Below are 18,264 nucleotides of genomic sequence, written 5' to 3'. Positions count from 1 at the left end.
TTGATTTTTACGTTAAGTAAGGATGGTAAAAAACATAGCAACTGCATTTTTCCTGGTTTTTTGTTTAACCGCAAGCACTTTTGCACAAAATAGTATACAAAGCAGGCCCTATCCGCAAAGGTTTTTCCGATATCCGCTTGACCTGCCACCGGTAACAGCGGGCTCTTTTGGCGAGTTAAGGCCGAACCACTTTCATTCGGGGCTTGATTTTAAAACCAATCAAACTACGGGCTTTCCTGTGCATGCCGCGGCTGATGGATATGTATCCCGGTTAAGGGTGGAGTTTGGCGGCTTTGGCAACGCCATCTACATTACCCACCCAAATGGCTACACTACTGTTTACGGCCATATTGAACGCTTTAGCCCCGAGATGGAAAAACAGGTGCGGGCAATGCAATACCAGCAGCAAAGTTTCGAGGTTGATTTTAAGCTGCAGCCTTTGCAGATCCAGGTTTGCCAGGGTGATGTAATTGCATTGTCAGGCAATGCCGGGGCATCCGAAGGGCCGCACCTGCATTTCGAGATCAGGGATACCAAAACGGAAGAAACCATCAATCCGCAATTATTTGGCTTGACCATAGCTGATAGGGTACCACCCACTTTTTATGGCATCGGGATATACCACCTGGATGGCAGCCCTTTCAGCGAGAAAACGCCGCGCCAGTTTTTACAAGTCACCGGTAGCGACGGCAATTACAGGTTAATAAAGCCCGTAGTTATCAATGCAAGCGGCAATACCGGCTTTGGTATCACTACCAACGATATGACCAGTGTATCCCCCAATCATAACGGTATTTATTCGGCAGAGTTAAAAGTTGATGGTAAAACGGTGTACACTTTTGCTGTCGAGCGTTTTGCCTTTGATCAAACCCATGCTATTAATGCTTATATTGATTACCCGGAGTTTTTAAAAACACACCGCTGGGTGCAAAAGTGCTTTATTTTGCCTGGCAGTAAAATATCCCTTTATCAGCAATCGGTAAACCGGGGCATTGTTAATTTTAATGATGACGCCATTCACCACGTGCAGTATGTGATTAAAGATGTTGCAGGCAATACCTCCACTTTAAACGTGGATGTAAAATCAAGCAGTGCACAGCTAACCGCCGCCAATAACCCGCCTGGGATCCGGTTTCAATATGATAAGCCCAATGTTTACAGCAACGATAAACTAAAGGTGATGATAGCACCGGGTAATTTGTATGATGACCTGGATTTTACGTATTCAACCCTGCCCAAAAAGGCAGGCGCTTATTCAATCATCCATGTTATTCATAACAAGTTTACACCACTGCATGATACCTATGATCTTTGGATAAAACCAGACAGTACCATCGGAAAATATACCGGTAAGGCAGTAATTGTAAACACCGACGGTGTTTGCGAAAATAGCACCTACGAGGATGGCTATGTAAAGGCAAAGGCCCGCACCTTTGGCGAATATTTTATAAAGGTTGATACCGAGCCCCCATTTATTATCCCTATGAATATAAAAAAGGGCCTGGCCAGGAAAATCAGCAGGGGGATATTTTTAAAAATTGGTGACCATTTATCGGGCATTAAAACCTATATTGGTAAAGTTGATGGTAAATGGGTGTTAATGGAATGGGATTATAAAACCCATATATTACGCTATATTTTTACGGCGGATGTTACGCCGGGAAAACATAGTTTTGATTTAATAGTTATTGATAATAAGGATAATACTTCGCATTTTACTGCAGATTTTTATAAATAACATATGACAACATTAAAAGAAGGCGACAAAGCCCCGGAATTTACTTCAAAGGACCAAAATGGCAATACAGTTTCACTAACTGATTATAAAGGGAAAAATGTGATCCTTTATTTTTACCCCAAGGATGATACCCCCGGTTGTACAGCCGAAGCCTGCAGTTTCAGGGATAATTACCAATCTATGCTGAGCAAAGGGTTTGAGGTGATCGGCGTGAGTACAGATGACGAAAAGTCGCATAAAAAATTCGTCAACAAATACAGCCTGCCATTTACACTGATTGCAGATGCTGATAAAAGTATTGTTGAAGCCTATGGCGTTTGGGTTGAAAAAAATATGTACGGCCGCAAATACATGGGCACAGCCCGTACAACTTTTATTATTGACGGGGACGGGAACATCAAAAAAGTAATTGATAAAGTTGATACCAAAAACTCTTCACAGCAGGTTACGGACCTTTTGCAGTAAAGCTTGTATTAAAAATTTATATTTGCATTTAATAAATACAAAAGAGATTAGAAAAATATGCCAATAGAGGTTGATGACGCGGAGATATTAAGCAAGTTCCAGGACGAAAAAACCCGGAATTTAGCATTTAACATGCTGCTTAAAAAATATCAGCAAAAAATATACTGGCATATACGCCGCATGGTTATTGACCATGATGATGCTGATGACCTGACACAGGATGTGTTTATTAAGGTATGGAAAAACCTCGCCGGGTTTAGAAACGATGCCCAGCTATACACCTGGATGTATCGTATTGCCACCAATGAGTGCATTACTTTTTTGAATAAGAAAAAGCAAAAGAATAATGTTTCTATCGATGATGTGGCTTATGAGCTGGCCGATACGCTGGCAGATTCTACCTATTTTAATGGCGACGCCGCGCAAAGGAAACTCCAGGAAGCTTTATTGACCTTGCCCGAAAAGCAAAGGCTGGTATTTAATATGAAATACTATGATGATTTAAAGTACGAAGAGATCTCGCAGATAGTAGGTACAAGTGTTGGCGCCCTGAAAGCTTCGTTCCATTTGGCGGTGAAAAAAATTGAGGCACATATATTATCGAAAGATTAATTTATAACATGTTAAACCTTTTGGCATTTGTTCTATCTATACCAGTTAAGAGATGAAAAGTGATATGGAAAACAAAGATTGGCTGAACGATTATATGTCACTTAAACAGATTAACCCCGTTAATCCGTTTACAGTGCCTGCCGGTTATTTTGATGACCTGGAGGCTCGTGTTTTGTCGCGTAAAAACTTAGAAGAACTTAAAAACAATGCCCCCGAAGGTGGTTTCACAGTACCCGGAAATTATTTTGAAGAATTAAGCAGTAATATCCAAAGCAGGATAGCAATTGATGCTACCCTGAATGAGGATATGGGTTTTAATGTGCCTGAGGGCTATTTTGATGATTTAGCAAATAACATACAAAGCCGGATTGCATTAGAAGAAGCGATAGGTAAAGACGAGGCGGGTTTAACAATACCTGCGGGTTATTTTGATGAGCTAACCAGCAACATACAAAGCCGGATTGCGATTGAGGAAGCTGTTAAAAGTGAGGATACGGGATTAACAGTTCCCGAAGGTTATTTTGAAGAGCTTACCCATAATATACAAAGCCGGATTGCCATTGAAGAAGCGATAGGTAAGGAGGAAATGGGCTTTGAAATTCCTGCGGGTTATTTTAATGAGCTAACCAGCAATATACAAAGCCGGATTGCTATTGAAGAAGCTGCTGGAGAAACATCTGTACAATTTGCCGTTCCTGAAGGTTACTTTGAAAAATTAAACCAAACCATTTTAAATAAAACGGTTAACCATGAAACTGTAAAACGCAGGGGAGTGGTTAGGACAATGTTCCGTTCAACTGCCTTTAAATATGCTACCGCGGCTTGTTTTGCCGTAGCGATAGGAGGCGGTATCCTTTTAACCGAAATTTCGAACCCTGCCAGTGATCACAAAAGCTCATTTTTGCACAAACAATTATCAGGTGTGCCAATAGATGACATTAAAAGCTATTTGCAGGTGAATGTTGACCCGGGCGATACCCAGCAAACTGTTACTACGGAAGGTTCACAAGTTAACGACGCTGACCTTAAAAAAGCCTTACAAAATTATGTGGATAGTGTTCAATAATATGCTGAAATGATAAAGTTGGTTAAACATGTCTTAGGTATATTATTTATACTGGCATTTAGCTTTGATAGCTTTAGCCAGCAGCCTATACCGGTACCGTTACGGCGGTACAGGCCGGTGTACGTGCAACCGAGGCAGCCAGGCGCCAGGATCGGGCCGGTTGCAACCCCAGGCAGGAGACTTGAAAGTGTTAAAGAATCGTATATTGGCCGACAACTTAATTTAACTCCCCAGCAATCAAGATTATTTTGGCCCCTGTACCGCCAGTACATACAGGATATGACTGCTGTGCGCATATTGCGCAGGCAGAACAACTCGCCTAACGCGCCCAATGGCTCGGTGCAATTGCAAAAGGACTTGGAATACGAAACAGAACTGGTGGATATCAGAAAGCATTATCTTGATGAATTCCTGCGTATCCTTCCTCCTGAAAAGATCAGCCGGCTTTATAAAGCCGAGAAAGAATTTAACGACGAAATGGTTCGCCAGTTAAGCGAGCGCAGTATCAGGGCCGGGAATTAAGTCTTGAGTCTGAAGTCTTAAGTTCAAAGTCAAATTTCGGTTGATAATTTTATCAGTATCTGATTTAAAACCTTTATGTTTTTTAATAAAACATTGATTATGAAGTTCTTAGTTTAGTGTTGAATTTCGTCCAATAATTTTATAAATATCTGACTTAAGACTTCGAACTTAAGACTTTTGACTTATTTTTGCACAATGCCCACCCTCCGACAGCTATTTTTAGCCAATAACGCCCAAACAACTGATTTTCCGCTTTTGCTTGAATTTGAGCGTGCCGAAGGTGTTTATATGTTTGATAAACAGGGGAAGCCGTTTATTGACCTGATTTCGGGGATCGGCGTAAGTAATTTGGGCCATAGCCATCCTTATGTGATCAATGCTGTAAAAGAGCAACTGGATAAATACATGCACCTGATGGTGTATGGCGAGTACGTGCAGACCCCGCAGGTATGTTATGCCGAAAAATTGATCTCCATATTACCCGAAAACCTGCAGTCTGTTTATTTTACAAATTCAGGTTCGGAGGCGGTTGAAGGGGCTTTAAAACTAGCCAAAAGGTTTACGGGCAGGCAGCAGATCATCGCCTTTCATCATTCTTACCATGGCAGCACCAATGGCGCTTTAAGTGTTATGGGTAATGAGGAATTTAAGCAAGCCTACAGGCCCCTGTTGCCCGGAGTGAATTTTATCCGGTTTAATCAGATGGCTGATCTGGACCAGATCAATAACCAAACTGCATGTGTAATTATTGAAACCGTACAGGGCGAAGCCGGCATACAAGTGCCTGATTTAGCCTACATGCAGGCTTTGCGTAAGCGTTGTGATGAAACAGGCGCACTTTTAATTTTAGATGAGATACAGGCCGCTTTTGGCCGTACCGGCAAACTATTTGCGTTTGAGCATTTTGGTATAGTGCCGGATATACTTTTACTTGCCAAAGCAATGGGTGGGGGGATGCCCCTGGGGGCTTTTATCGCGTCGCATCAAATCATGTCGGTCTTAAAAGACAACCCGATACTGGGCCATATTACCACGTTTGGCGGCCACCCGGTGTGCTGCTCAGCCGGACTTGCGGCACTGGAGGTGTTGATCAATGAAAATTTGATCACCACCGTTGCCGAAAAAGAAGCGCTGTTCAAAAAGCTTTTGGTTCACCCTCAAATAAAAGGCATTCGTGGAAAAGGGCTTATGCTGGCCGTTGAATTTGAAAGTTTCGATCTCAATAAAAAAATAATCGACCATTGTATTGTAAACGGCGTAATAACCGATTGGTTTTTACATTGCAGCAATGCGATGCGTATTGCTCCGCCGCTAATCATCAGCCCGGCGCAAATTGAACAAGCATGCGGGGTTATTTTAGACGCTGTTAACCAGTGCAGCTAATACCCTGTTTATAGGAATTTTTTGTAATGCCGCTCCCGCGTGCACAGTCATTTCTCTGCTTTTTTTCCTCATATTTTTACTTCTAATTAAATTGGTATGATTAATGTTTACTATATGTAGTACAGCAAAATGTCACTTTTTGACCTTGTTACTGCCTTTATTTGCCGATAACTGGATGTTTTTTAAGTCAGGCAATTAAACAATAAATTAAGAGTGCTTATAATACAACTATCTATATAACATGAAAATAGCATATATATCAACCTATCCTCCCCGCGAATGTGGGATAGCTACTTTTAACAACAATTTAATGCGGGCTATAAACGCAAACTTCCCCGGGAGAGAATCTTTAAATAAAGGTGGTTTTGTAGTGGCTTTAAACGATTCGGAGAATATGCAGGAATACGATTACCCTGCGGAAGTTAAATATGTGATCAGGCAAAATCACCAGAAAGATTATATCCGCGCGGCAAATTATATCAATACAAGTGATGCTGATACCTGTATCCTGGAGCATGAGTTCGGTATCTATGGCGGCGAAAGTGGCATTTACATTTTGCCCTTGCTTAATCGCCTGGAGAAACCGTTGATATCCATTTTACATACGGTATTAAAAGATCCTAGTTATGTGCAGCGGGTTATTATAAGGGAAATAGCGGAACAATCGTCAAAAATAATTGTCATGAGCAATCGTGCGGTTGAATTTTTAACCAGTATTTATGATATACCAGCCGAAAAAATTCAGATCATTGAACACGGCGTGCCGGATGTGGAGGCCAGCGCAGATAATCCCATAAAAAATTTAAGTCAGTTTAAAAACCACCGCGTATTGCTAACATTCGGCTTGATAAGCCGCAATAAGGGATTGGAAACGGTGATCAGGGCATTGCCAAAGATTGTGGCAAACCATCCTGATGTCATGTATGTAGTATTGGGCAACACCCATCCGGGCGTAATTAAAAATTCAGGCGAAGAATACCGCGACCATTTAAAAACACTTGCTGCTCAACTCGGCGTATCCAAACACCTCAGTTTTATCAATAAATTTGTATCAGAGGAGGAGTTGGTAAATTATTTAACCGCTGCCGAAGTATATGTAACGCCGTACCTTAACGAGGCGCAAATTACCAGCGGTACGTTGTCATATGCAGTAGGGGCAGGGGCAGCAGTAGTTTCAACACCTTATTGGCATGCTACCGAACTATTGGCCAACAATAGGGGGCGTTTGTTTGATTTTAAAAACGCGGAAGCATTGGCGGAGATTGTAAACGAATTGCTTGACCAGGAACTGGTATTGACCGAACTTAAAAAAAATGCTTACGCCTACGGCCTGCATTTACGCTGGCCGGTAACAGGCGCCGAATTTATCAGGGTAGCCCAGGAGGCTTGCGTTAATCATGATTTCAGGGATAAAATTTTAAAGAACAGTATTGTTGATCCGGAAATTATGCCAAAATTCAGTTTAACGCATGTGCTGCGATTAACAGATGATACTGGTATTGTTCAGCATGCCAAATATGGGATCCCGAATTTAAAGGAAGGGTATTGCCTTGATGATAATTCCCGGGCACTTATTATGGCCCTGATGGCTTACCAGCGCAGTAAAAGCAAGGAGGCATTTGAGCTTTTGCCTATCTATTTAAGTTTTATCCACTATATGCAAACGGATGATGGAAACTTCCGTAACTTTTTGAGTTTTAACCGCCAATACCTTGATGAGGTTGGTTCTGAAGATTCGTTTGGCCGTACCATATGGGCATTAGGTTATTTAATAGGCTGTGCGGCCAGTTACTCCTACCGGGAATTTGCAATGGAGCTTTTTCAACGGTCATTTCCGCACTTTAAGGCATTAACGCATTTAAGGGGGATGGCAAATACCATTATCGGCATTAGTTTATACCTGCAGGTGGTGCCGGGCGATGAGGGAATGGTAAATGAACTTATCAGGCTTACCCAGCCTTTATTGGATGCTTACGAACACCACAAATCAGAAGACTGGCAGTGGTTTGAAGAAAAAATGACCTACGACAACGGCATACTCCCATTGGCGTTGTTACACTCCTGTGAAATAACCGGGAATGAAAAAGCAAAAGACGTCGCTTTAAAGACGATGGCATTTTTAGATAAATTAACCCTGTCTAACGGGTATTTAAGCCCTGTTGGTAACGATGGCTGGTATTATCGCGGCGGCACTTTCCCAACGTTTGATCAGCAGGCTATTGAAACCATGGCGATGGTGATGATGCATTTCCAGGCGTATAAAATATTCCGCACACCCAAATATATTGAGAAAATGTTTTTAAGCTATAAATGGTTCCTGGGCGAAAATACGCTGAGGGCGCCATTATACGATCATGAAACAAAAGGGTGTTGCGATGGGTTATTACCTACCGGTATCAATCGTAATCAGGGCGCCGAAAGCACCCTGGCATACCTGGTATCGCATTTAACTGTATTAAAAGCATTTGAGCTGGAATATGAATACAATAAAGTCAGTCAGTTATTTGAAACCTGTTAAATGAAAGTAGCTGTATTAGCGCCCGTTGCATGGCGCACGCCGCCCAGGCATTACGGGCCTTGGGAGCAGGTAGCTTCAAATATTACCGAGGGGCTGGTAAAACTGGGCATTGATGTAACATTGTTTGCTACCGGCGATTCCGTTACTTCGGGTACGCTTTTTAGTGTTTGTGATGCAGGTTATGAGGAGGACCGGACCCAGGACGCTAAAGTTTTGGAATGTATGCATATCAGTAACCTGCTTGAACGTGCCGGGGATTTTGACATCATCCACAATAACTTTGATTTTTTGCCGCTTACCTATTCTGCACTTGTTAAAACGCCGTTTATTACTACTATACATGGCTTTTCATCACCCGGGATCATTCCTGTGTACAAAAAATATAATGACTTGGGGTATTACGTGTCCATTAGTAATGCTGACAGGAGTCCGGAGCTGGAGTATTTGGCCACAGTATATAATGGGTTAAACATTAAGAATTTTGAGTTTAATAATGAGCCAAAAGATTACCTGTTATATTTTGGCAGGATACATCCCGACAAAGGCACCGCCGAAGCCATCGCAATTGCTAAAAAGAGCAAACGAAAGCTACTTATTGCGGGCCTGGTACAGGATCATGCCTACTTTAACGAGAAAATTGAACCGGACCTAAGCCCAACAATTGTATATATGGGCAACGCCGGATCGAACCAACGAAAGGAACTTTTAAAAAACGCTTTTGCCTTGCTGCATCCCATCAATTTTGATGAGCCTTTTGGAATGAGCGTTGCTGAAGCGATGCTTTGCGGTACGCCGGTTGTCGCTTTTAACCGGGGTTCGATGCCTGAATTGATCCGGCATGAAAAAACAGGTTTCCTGGTGAATAATATAGATGAAGCGGTTGATGCAGTTGAAAATGTTAAATTTATTCAGCGTGAAAATTGCCAGGCCTGGGCATCCACCATGTTTTCTGCAGAAAAAATGGTGGATAGCTATTTGAAGCTTTATAAAAAAATATTAGCTAAGTAGTGCACCCCGATAATTAACTTTTGTCTGAAAGTAATTTAGCTACAAGTTCTGCCAGGTCTACTTCAGCAAAAGCACTGGATGAATCGGATACTCCGTATGGAATGATCAATTTCCCATTGTGTATAATGGAGCCGCATGAGTATAATACATTGGGCACATAACCTTCACGTTCGTCGCTGTTTGGTAACAGTAATGGCTCCTTTAAACGCGCTATTTCAATCCCCGGGTCATCAAGCTTTAACAGGCTTGCACCAAGGACATACCGCCGCATCGGGCCAACACCATGAGTAATTACGACCCAGCCATGCTCCGTTTCAATGGGTGAGCCGCAGTTGCCTATTTGTATAAATTCCCAGGTATATTTAGGTTCCTGCAATAGAATAGGCTTTTCCCATATATTAATATTGTCCGAATACATGATGTAGTTATTGCAGCCGTCAATCCGCGATATCATGGCGTATCTCCCATTTATTTTGCGGGGGAATAAAGCAAGGTTTTTATTTTGCGCGCCATCGCCATATAATGGCATCATTTTAAAGGTAATAAAATCGGTAGTTTGTAGTAATTTCGGCATTATCAGCGATCCATCGTACGCAGTATAAGTTGCGTAATAAATAATGCTGCCATAATCGTCAATGAAACTCACAAAACGGGCATCCTCAATCCCTTTACGCTCATATTCAGATATAGGAAAAATAACCCGGTCGGAGATGTCTGTATCTAATGAAAAAACGATTTCATAATAGGAGTCGGCCAGCCATAATATTTTATCGTACTCCATTTTTTTCATATCGTCCTTCTGCAATTTTTGCGAATCGATAATGATACTGCGCAGGTTGGAATATTCAAAATGTGAATCGAGTTTCGATTCCAGGTCCTTTAATATGGCTACGTTTGTTTGGGTAACAGCGGCTTTGTTGAAAAACAACTTCCGGTTATAGATGGCATTTCTAACAATCTCAGCTTCATCAATATAGTTTCCGGCAGGCAAAACAGTGATTTCATTATTCTGATCAATTAATGCCCGCCTGAAAGTAATGGAAGAAATATGCCCTTCGCCAACAGCCCTGAAACTGATGATCACCCTTTTGTGTCCTTCCTGTAATTCTGTCTGGTCCGGGTCTTCAACTATCGAGGGGTTAAAAAATGCGGCAGATTCTATGGAGTATTCATGTGTAAAATAGGAGCCGATAAGTAACTTTCGATAATCAGTTAAGTGCTCATATTCAATGGCAAGCTCTTTAAAAAGTGGTTTTAACTTATCGCAATTGCGGGTTAAAATGCGGGTTATATTTCTGTGCCGCTTTGAATATTCCTGTAATAATGGCGAAAGGATCCCAAATACAGTTTCATCATCCAGGCTCATTACTCTTTTGATCAGTTCTTTAGCGCGGTCATTCCCAATAAAAAAGAATCTTGCGATAACCCGTTTCGGATCGGGGTTTATTCGTATCGGTTTGCGCTCAACAGTAAGTCTCATAAATTATATGCTTAAATGTTTAACAGATTCGCCACTAAATTGATTGCGGTAATTTGATTTTAGTCGATTAGGTTAGCTTGAGCTGATTAAGTGAGTGGTTATATTTTAAGTTTTAACAACTTAATTAACTCATTATAAATTAGTTAACCAACTCACTAACTTACACCATCTTATTCCTTTTGATCAGGTATTCTTTTAAAACGTGTTGGTAGCCGTCTTCAATATAGGCGTCAATAATATCTATATGGTATTGGGCGCACTTCAGCTCCAGTTCGTGGTGGTATTTTTGCAGGGCTGACTGGTAGGATTCTCTTATTTTACCGGGGTGTACTTTTACCTGCTCGCCGCTTTCGATGTCGATGAAATGGTGCGGGCGGTTATCGAAGTTAAAATCATGCTCTTTTTGCTTATCGCACACATTAAAAATGATCACTTCGTGTTTGCTGTATTTTAAATGCTGTATAGCTGCAAACAAGGCCTGCATCTTTTCGGGATTCAGGCTATTTTCCAGCATATCGCTAAAAATAATCACCATCGAACGCTGGTGGATCTGCCCGGCAACCTGGTGCAGCACCTTTGTAATATTGGTAGCGGTATTTACGTTAGGCTGGTTGTAAGCTTTTTCAAGCTCGGCATAAAGGTAAAAAAGATGGGTATTGGTTGATTTTACCGGGCTGATCCGATCCAGCTTATCTGAAAATGTACACAAGCCAAAGGCGTCACGTTGTTTTTTAAACAGGTACATCAATGATGCAATGGCGTAAATTGAAAATTGCAGTTTATTGATCCCTTTGTCAGGGAAATTCATGGACGAAGAAGTATCCAGCAGCAAATAGCACCGGAGATTGGTTTCCTCTTCAAACTGTTTTACAAAAAGTTTATCGGTACGGGCGAGGAGTTTCCAGTCGATATTTTTTACCGATTCGCCGCTGTTGTATAAACGGTGTTCAGCAAACTCAACAGAAAAACCATGGAAGGGGCTTTGGTGCAGGCCGGTAATAAAGCCCTCAACCACCTGGCGTGCCAGTAGCTCAAGGTTGGCCAATTGCCGTATTTCCTGATCTTCCTTTAATTGCATTTATTTTATTTCTTGGATTACACCGATTATTATTGGGGATTGCACCGATTTTTATTTGATAGCATCGATTACGTCATGGTTTTCATTAAATAACGTGAGTTCGAGATAAAAAAACCTTTGCCCCATCGGGGCTACCGCTTTGTAGCACGACGTTCAAACGTTATTTTTGCCGCGTCAGCGGCTACCCAATTCGCGAAGGGTAGCCACTAACGTGGCAATTATCCTTGGTATTTGGTTTCTACAAAGCGGTAGCCCCGATGGGGCATATGACAATAATATTCAATTCTTCATTCGAACTAACGTTAAATAATGTTTCTGATCGCAATATAAACGAAAACACCGATGTTATTTATATTTTAACATCGGTGTTTTTGTTATTTAATTTATTTACCGGAAATCGGTGAAATCAATCTTTAATCGGCGTAATCCCGAAAAACTTATAATTGTGCGGTCAGTTTACCTGCAAGAACAGATTTTGGAACTGCGCCAATTTGTTTATCAACAATTTCGCCATTTTTAAAGAATAAAAGGGCTGGTATATTGCGGATACCAAATTTCATTGATATACCAGGATTGTTATCTACATTTACTTTTCCTACTACCGCCTTGCCTTCATATTCTTTTGCAATTTCTTCTACAACCGGTCCAACCATTCTACATGGTCCGCACCATTCTGCCCAAAAATCAACCAAAACGGGTTTATCAGATTTAAGGACGAGTTCGTCAAAGTTTGCATCAGTTATTTCTAAAGCCATGATTTTAATTTTTTAAATTTTTTGTGTTACAAATATATACTATTCAAATAGCTTGCCGCAATTGTTGACCTGACAATATGACAATTAAATTATCCCCAATCTGCCGTTATTAACACTGTGATACTCTGTTGACAAAATGAGCAGCATTTTTTGTGAAACGGTATGTAAATCCGAAATCGAACATCCGAAATCCAAAATTCTCGCTTACTTTTACAGCATGAGTATCCTTGTTGAATCATTAACAAAAGTTTACGGTACGCAGAGGGCTGTGGATGATATTAGTTTTTGCGCAAATCCCGGTGTGCTGGGCTTTTTAGGGCCCAACGGGGCGGGCAAATCCACTACCATGAAGATCATCACCACGTTTATCCCGCAAACTGCAGGTACGGTATCTGTTTGTGGGTATGACGTTAATTTGCAGCCGCAGGAGGTAAAACGCAATATTGGTTACCTGCCCGAAAGTAACCCGCTTTACCTGGATATGTATGTAAAAGAATCGATGGCATTTATTGCGTCCGTTCATCAAATGAAGTCGCCCGGGAAACGGATCGATGAAATTATTGAACAAACCGGGCTTGGTCCGGAGCAGCATAAAAAGATCGGCCAATTGTCCAAAGGTTACCGGCAGCGGGTAGGGCTGGCCCAGGCCATGATCCACGACCCGCAGGTATTGATCATGGATGAACCCACATCCGGCCTTGACCCCAACCAGTTAATCGGCATCCGCCAGCTGATCCTCGACCTGGGTAAAACAAAAACAGTGATCCTGTCAACCCACATTATGCAGGAGGTGGAAGCGGTTTGTGATCATGTGATCATCATCAATAAAGGCAAAATTGTGGCTGATGATACACTGACGGGCTTAAGGGATAAGAATGAAGGTAAAACGCTGGAGAATATTTTTATTGGGTTGACGAATGGGTTGGTTAGGTTATAGTGAGTTGTAAAGGTTGTAATGAGTTGTAATAGTTCTGAGAGGCGATAAGTTGATGTGGTCACGATAAGTGACCACATTTTGAAAAATATAAACATGCGGTCACAATTTGTGACCGCATCCTGAAAAAGCTACAATGATTTTTTACTTTACGCTATTAATTTAAGTGGTTGATAGCATGTTGTCACAATTTGTGATGGTAGAATAAGTTGCCTCTAAATTACCTTCAATTGTTACTCATAAATACAACAATATTTAATTATGTTTGACGTGTTTAAACCTTATTTAGGATGAATAAATTTTTACTTCTTGTAGTTTTTTTATCGGGGATAGCATTTAGCGCTTCGGCACAAACAAAACCAACACCGCAATTAAGTATTGGTGGAGAGTTTGGTTTTCCTGCGGGTAAAATGGCCAATGTTTATGGCTCTGTTATAGGTGCTTCGGTAAAGTATGAGGCACCCATTGCGTCATCACGTTTCAATTTAACCCTTACAGCTGGTATAAGTGATTACCTGGTAAAGTTAACCTATACAGGGTCTGCCAACCCGGCTTTTTACGTGCCGATTGAAATAGGCGGCCGGTATTATTTCAGCAAATTAGGATATGTTGAGGCAGACTTCGGGCTATCCAATAATATTAACAATAACAAAAATCCAATTTACCTGAATGGCGTAATTGTAAATGCACCTAAAACGGCATTTATTTTTTCGCCTGTTATCGGCTTTTCGGCACCTGTATACAAAAAGAAAACCAAAATTGATATTGGTTTCAGGTATGAGGGCCGGGTTGAAAGTGGCGGCCCTGTCGGGCAAATAGCAGCGAGAGCCGCTTACCGTTTTGGCCTCTAAATTATTTATCGTTCCATTCACAACAGTTTTATAGTTTTGCCAAACAATAAAAGACAGTCCTGACGTTTTGCTTAGGATTTTATCATTTTAAATTCACGAATTAGTATTTACTACCTGTGTTCAGTATCCTTAAAAAAGAAATCACTTCCTACCTCAGCTCCCTGGTAGCCTATGTTACCATTGGGGTGTTTTTATTGGTTTTAGGATTGTTTTTATGGGTTTTCCCGGCGTCCAGTATCCTGGATTATGGTTATGCTGGTTTGGATAGCCTTTTCAGTACGGCGCCTTACCTTTTTATGTTCCTGATCCCGGCCATTACCATGCGCTCGCTAGCCGAGGAACGCAGGGAAGGGACTTTTGAATTGCTTTTAACCCGTCCGCTAACCGACTGGCAGATTGTTTTAGGGAAGTATTTTGCCTGCCTTACCCTGGTGCTTTTTGCGTTGTTGCCCACGCTGGTATATTATTACTCAGTGTATACGCTGGGTTCGCCGCAGGGAAACATTGATACCGGCGAGGTGATCGGCTCTTATATCGGCCTGTTTTTACTGGGCGCGGGGTTTTGTGCCATTGGCATGTTTGCTTCGTCCATCAGCAAAAACCAGGTGATTGCTTTCACTATCGCTGTATTCCTTTGCTTCTTTTTTTATAGCGGGTTCGATTCTCTCAGCCAGCTTTTATCGCTGCAGGGCCTTAACCTTGAAAATTTAGGGATAACCACCCATTACGACTCGGTGAGCCGGGGTGTATTGGATACCCGCGATCTTTGTTATTTTATTGTTTTAGCGGGCCTTTTTATTTGTTTGACTTTAATGATGCTGCTTTTACAAAGACAAAAAAGCATGCGCAACCCCGTACTGATAAAGACTTTTGGTTTTCTGCTGTTGATAAGCGTTTTGTCTTCAGTAACTTTTATCCGCTTTGATTTTACCAAAGAAAAACGTTTTACGGTTTCAAAAATAAGCCGGGGGATAATGGATAGCCTTAAGGCGCCTGTAAGGGTGATTGTTTATTTGCAGGGCGATAATTTCCCCCCGAATATGAAGCGGCTGCAACGGGCGACCCGTGACCTGCTGAGCGACCTGCAGGCCTACAGTAACCGCAAGCTGGAGTTTTACTTTGTAGACCCTATAGCCGCCATCAAAAAAATGCCTGAAAACCTGCAGAAGGCTGAATATGATTCGTTACAGGTAAGGGGCATTGTGGGGCAGCCCTACAGCACCAAAACAGATAACGGCGTAACGCAGATGCTCATATTCCCGGAAGCCCTGATACAGTTTGAAGGTAAAGATATCGCTGTGAATTTATTACAGTCGCGCATTGGATTGCCGGAAGAGGAGGTTTATAATAACTCTATCCAAAACCTGGAATATGCTTTTTCATCAGCCATAAAAAAAATAACCAGCGGGGGCCGGCCCATTATCGCGTTTACCGAAGGCGACCACGAACTGAACGACCTGCAAATGGAGGACGCCATGAAATCATTATCAGATGGTTTCAATATTGGGCGCATTAACCTGAAAACGGTACCCTTCAGTATGCTGATGAAAGTCAGGTTATTGGTGATCCCGAAACCTGATACGGCTTTTACTGAACTTGAAAAATATAAGATCGACCAATACATTATGCGCGGCGGTAAAGTATTTTGGGCCATTGACCAGGTAAATGCCGAGCTGGACACGATGCGCGTGCATGGCGGCGACCAGATGTCGTTCGCCAAACAGCTTAACCTCGACGACCAGTTGTTTACCTATGGCATCCGGATCAATTACGACCTGATAGCCGACCTTAACTGCGCGCAAATACCTATTGTTACCGGCAATACAGGTGGGCAGCCGCAAATACAAATGATACCCTGGTTGTATTACCCGATATTTATGCCGCTATCCAAAAATCCGATCGTAAAAAACCTCGATGGGATAAAGGGCGAATTTGTAAGCTCCATGGATACCATTGCGGTAAAAAATGTAAGGAAGACCATCTTACTGGCTTCTTCTCCATATAATAAAAAATTAGGAGCGCCGCATATCATCTCGTTGCAGGCTATTGAGCAGGAGCCAAACCCAAAAGAGTTCCAGAACCCCGAGAAGACGGTTGCTGTATTACTTGAAGGTAAGTTTAAGTCAGATTTTTTAGATCGACCAGTACCTGAAGGACTGAAGGAGCCTATTGAGCGCCTCTACGAAAGCAAGCAAACCAAAATGGTGGTGGTAAGCGATGGCGACGTCCTGAAAAATGATATTGATAAAGACGGCACCCCGCAATCGCTTGGATACGACCATTATATGCGGCAGAATTTTGGCAATAAAAACCTTTTACTGAATATTGCGGATTTTATGACTGATGATTCGGGACTGATAGGCTTGCGTACAAAAGAAGTGCAGATCCGCCTGCTTAGCCGCGCCCGCATCCGCAGCGAAAAGATCTACTGGCAGGTATTAAATAATATTGTGCCATTGGCTTTATTGTTAACATTTGCTATTTTTCAACATTATATTCGCAAGCGAAAGTATGCTCATTAAATTTTATACTTTTGATTGATTAATTCTAACTATATGAGATTTATTGTTTCTACCTCAACATTACTCAAGCAACTGCAGTCTGTAAGCGGCGCATTGAGCAATAGCACGGTATTGCCTATACTGGAGAACTTTTTGTTCGAGATAAAAGATGGAAACTTAACCATTTCGGCTACTGACCTGCAAACCAGCATGACCACTTCATTAACAGTGGAAGCAAAGGAAAACGGCCGCATTGCCATCCCGTCGAAAATTTTGTTAGAGACGCTGAAATCATTGCCTGAGCAGCCCATCGCTTTCTCGGTTGATGACAAAACTTTTGCAATTGAAATAAATGCCGGCGACGGTAAATATAAACTGAGCGGCGAAAACGGCGAGGATTTCCCTAAGATACCGGTGGTTGAAAATGCATCATCGGTAAATTTACCCGCATCGGTTTTGGCTGAAGCGATCAATAAAACTATTTTCGCGGTAAGTAATGATGAATTGCGCCCGGCCATGACAGGCGTTTACTGCCAGTTATCAACCCAGTACCTTACTTTTGTAGCTACCGATGCCCACAAGCTGGTACGTTACCGCCGTAAGGATGCCAAGGCAGCCAGTACTACCTCTTTCATCCTGCCAAAAAAGGCTTTAACGCTATTAAAATCGTCGTTACCATCTGATGATGTGAATGTATCGGTGGAATACAACAGTACCAGCGCGTTTTTTAAATTTGGGAACATTAACCTGGTTTGCCGCCTGATTGACGAGCGTTACCCGGATTATGAAGCGGTGATCCCGTTAAATAACCCGAATAAGTTGAGTATCGATCGCCTGGCTTTCCTTGGATCATTAAGCCGTGTGGCCATTTATGCCAACAAAACCACCCACCAGGTAAGGCTGAAGATTAACGGCAGCGAACTGAACATCTCCTCAGAAGATATTGATTTTGCCAACGAGGCGCATGAGCGTTTAACCTGCCAGTACGAAGGCGAGGATATGGAAATAGGTTTTAACGCCCGGTTTTTAATTGAAATGCTGAAGAACCTGAGCTGCGAAGAAGTATCATTGGAGATGTCGACCCCTAACCGTGCCGGTTTATTGTTACCGCAGGGCGGCGATGAGAATGAAGATGTACTGATGCTGGTAATGCCGGTAATGCTGAACAGCTACGCGTGATAATTAGTGAGTTGTTGAATTAGTGAATTAGTGAATTAGTGATTGTTATTTGTTTAGCAATGCCGAACCAACCAATGACCTAATGACACAATGACCAATGACATAATAAAAAAAGGTCCGGTAAACGCCGGACTTTTTTAGATCGGAAGAGCGTCGTGTAGGGAAAGAGTGTCT

15 protein-coding genes are annotated in these 18,264 nt (G+C 42.0%); 12 read left to right on the top strand and 3 right to left on the bottom strand.

The genetic code is table 11. The annotated features are described in order from the left end of the window. Nucleotides 1-22: 22 nt before the first annotated feature. From QZY09_RS15575 to QZY09_RS15540, 8 genes are all read left to right on the top strand, one after another. Nucleotides 23-1,738, top strand: coding sequence for a M23 family metallopeptidase (locus tag QZY09_RS15575; RefSeq protein WP_295673850.1), 1,716 nt, complete (start codon nt 23-25; stop codon nt 1,736-1,738). A 3-nt stretch (nt 1,739-1,741) separates the two neighbouring features. Then, nucleotides 1,742-2,203: a thioredoxin-dependent thiol peroxidase gene (bcp, locus tag QZY09_RS15570; RefSeq protein WP_295673848.1), complete on the top strand. Its 462-nt coding sequence runs from the start codon at nt 1,742-1,744 to the stop codon at nt 2,201-2,203. A gap of 57 nt (nt 2,204-2,260) precedes the next feature. Then, nucleotides 2,261-2,815, top strand: coding sequence for a sigma-70 family RNA polymerase sigma factor (locus QZY09_RS15565; RefSeq protein ID WP_295673846.1), 555 nt, complete (start codon nt 2,261-2,263; stop codon nt 2,813-2,815). A gap of 64 nt (nt 2,816-2,879) precedes the next feature. After that, nucleotides 2,880-3,881 (top strand): hypothetical protein, encoded by a 1,002-nt coding sequence (locus QZY09_RS15560; protein WP_295673844.1) that lies wholly within the window; start codon nt 2,880-2,882, stop codon nt 3,879-3,881. Between the two features lie 9 nt (nt 3,882-3,890). Continuing rightward, nucleotides 3,891-4,403: a hypothetical protein gene (locus tag QZY09_RS15555; RefSeq protein ID WP_295673843.1), complete on the top strand. Its 513-nt coding sequence runs from the start codon at nt 3,891-3,893 to the stop codon at nt 4,401-4,403. Between the two features lie 195 nt (nt 4,404-4,598). After that, nucleotides 4,599-5,786 (top strand): aspartate aminotransferase family protein, encoded by a 1,188-nt coding sequence (locus QZY09_RS15550; RefSeq protein ID WP_295673841.1) that lies wholly within the window; start codon nt 4,599-4,601, stop codon nt 5,784-5,786. A 241-nt stretch (nt 5,787-6,027) separates the two neighbouring features. Beyond that, entirely contained in the window at nt 6,028-8,304 is a 2,277-nt protein-coding gene (locus QZY09_RS15545) for a glycosyltransferase family 4 protein (protein WP_295673839.1), read from the top strand. Next, nucleotides 8,305-9,312 carry a glycosyltransferase family 4 protein gene (locus QZY09_RS15540; RefSeq protein WP_295673838.1) on the top strand — a complete coding sequence of 336 codons (1,008 nt, stop codon included), beginning with the start codon at nt 8,305-8,307 and terminating at the stop codon, nt 9,310-9,312. Between the two features lie 13 nt (nt 9,313-9,325). Here the strand turns inward: QZY09_RS15540 and QZY09_RS15535 are convergent, their stop codons facing one another. From QZY09_RS15535 to trxA, 3 genes are all read right to left on the bottom strand, one after another. After that, entirely contained in the window at nt 9,326-10,792 is a 1,467-nt protein-coding gene (locus tag QZY09_RS15535; RefSeq protein ID WP_295673836.1) for a glycoside hydrolase family 130 protein, read from the bottom strand. Nucleotides 10,793-10,952: 160 nt separating this feature from the next. Beyond that, on the bottom strand, nt 10,953-11,870 hold the full coding sequence (locus tag QZY09_RS15530; RefSeq protein ID WP_295673835.1) for a DUF58 domain-containing protein: 918 nt from the start codon (nt 11,868-11,870) through the stop codon (nt 10,953-10,955). Nucleotides 11,871-12,307: 437 nt separating this feature from the next. Next, nucleotides 12,308-12,625, bottom strand: coding sequence for a thioredoxin (trxA, locus tag QZY09_RS15525; protein ID WP_096350418.1), 318 nt, complete (start codon nt 12,623-12,625; stop codon nt 12,308-12,310). Nucleotides 12,626-12,842: 217 nt separating this feature from the next. Between trxA and QZY09_RS15520 the strand changes: the two genes are divergently transcribed. The 4 genes from QZY09_RS15520 to dnaN all read left to right on the top strand — a co-directional run bounded on the left by QZY09_RS15520 (nt 12,843) and on the right by dnaN (nt 18,090). Then, a complete protein-coding gene (locus QZY09_RS15520; RefSeq protein WP_295673832.1) occupies nt 12,843-13,562 on the top strand; it encodes an ATP-binding cassette domain-containing protein in 720 nt (239 codons plus the stop codon). Nucleotides 13,563-13,849: 287 nt separating this feature from the next. Further along, the gene (locus QZY09_RS15515) at nt 13,850-14,410 is read left to right on the top strand and encodes a hypothetical protein (RefSeq protein WP_295673830.1); all 561 of its coding nucleotides are present in this window, start codon (nt 13,850-13,852) and stop codon (nt 14,408-14,410) included. 116 nt (nt 14,411-14,526) lie between these two features. Continuing rightward, on the top strand, nt 14,527-16,932 hold the full coding sequence (gldG, locus tag QZY09_RS15510) for a gliding motility-associated ABC transporter substrate-binding protein GldG (protein WP_295673828.1): 2,406 nt from the start codon (nt 14,527-14,529) through the stop codon (nt 16,930-16,932). Nucleotides 16,933-16,965: 33 nt separating this feature from the next. Further along, nucleotides 16,966-18,090 carry a DNA polymerase III subunit beta gene (gene dnaN / locus QZY09_RS15505; protein ID WP_295673827.1) on the top strand — a complete coding sequence of 375 codons (1,125 nt, stop codon included), beginning with the start codon at nt 16,966-16,968 and terminating at the stop codon, nt 18,088-18,090. Nucleotides 18,091-18,264 lie beyond the last annotated feature (174 nt).

This window comes from uncultured Mucilaginibacter sp., assembly GCF_903913935.1.
Lineage (GTDB): Bacteria > Bacteroidota > Bacteroidia > Sphingobacteriales > Sphingobacteriaceae > Mucilaginibacter.
Note: the sequence above shows the minus strand (reverse complement) of the source record. Positions and strands in the feature narration are given on the sequence as shown.

Coding starts and splice junctions, on each gene's coding strand:
- QZY09_RS15575 (WP_295673850.1), top strand. CDS start 23: ATGGTAAAAAACATAGCAACTGCATTTTTCCTGGTTTTTTGTTTAACC.
- bcp (WP_295673848.1), top strand. CDS start 1,742: ATGACAACATTAAAAGAAGGCGACAAAGCCCCGGAATTTACTTCAAAG.
- QZY09_RS15565 (WP_295673846.1), top strand. CDS start 2,261: ATGCCAATAGAGGTTGATGACGCGGAGATATTAAGCAAGTTCCAGGAC.
- QZY09_RS15560 (WP_295673844.1), top strand. CDS start 2,880: ATGGAAAACAAAGATTGGCTGAACGATTATATGTCACTTAAACAGATT.
- QZY09_RS15555 (WP_295673843.1), top strand. CDS start 3,891: ATGATAAAGTTGGTTAAACATGTCTTAGGTATATTATTTATACTGGCA.
- QZY09_RS15550 (WP_295673841.1), top strand. CDS start 4,599: ATGCCCACCCTCCGACAGCTATTTTTAGCCAATAACGCCCAAACAACT.
- QZY09_RS15545 (WP_295673839.1), top strand. CDS start 6,028: ATGAAAATAGCATATATATCAACCTATCCTCCCCGCGAATGTGGGATA.
- QZY09_RS15540 (WP_295673838.1), top strand. CDS start 8,305: ATGAAAGTAGCTGTATTAGCGCCCGTTGCATGGCGCACGCCGCCCAGG.
- QZY09_RS15535 (WP_295673836.1), bottom strand. CDS start 10,792: ATGAGACTTACTGTTGAGCGCAAACCGATACGAATAAACCCCGATCCG.
- QZY09_RS15530 (WP_295673835.1), bottom strand. CDS start 11,870: ATGCAATTAAAGGAAGATCAGGAAATACGGCAATTGGCCAACCTTGAG.
- trxA (WP_096350418.1), bottom strand. CDS start 12,625: ATGGCTTTAGAAATAACTGATGCAAACTTTGACGAACTCGTCCTTAAA.
- QZY09_RS15520 (WP_295673832.1), top strand. CDS start 12,843: ATGAGTATCCTTGTTGAATCATTAACAAAAGTTTACGGTACGCAGAGG.
- QZY09_RS15515 (WP_295673830.1), top strand. CDS start 13,850: ATGAATAAATTTTTACTTCTTGTAGTTTTTTTATCGGGGATAGCATTT.
- dnaN (WP_295673827.1), top strand. CDS start 16,966: ATGAGATTTATTGTTTCTACCTCAACATTACTCAAGCAACTGCAGTCT.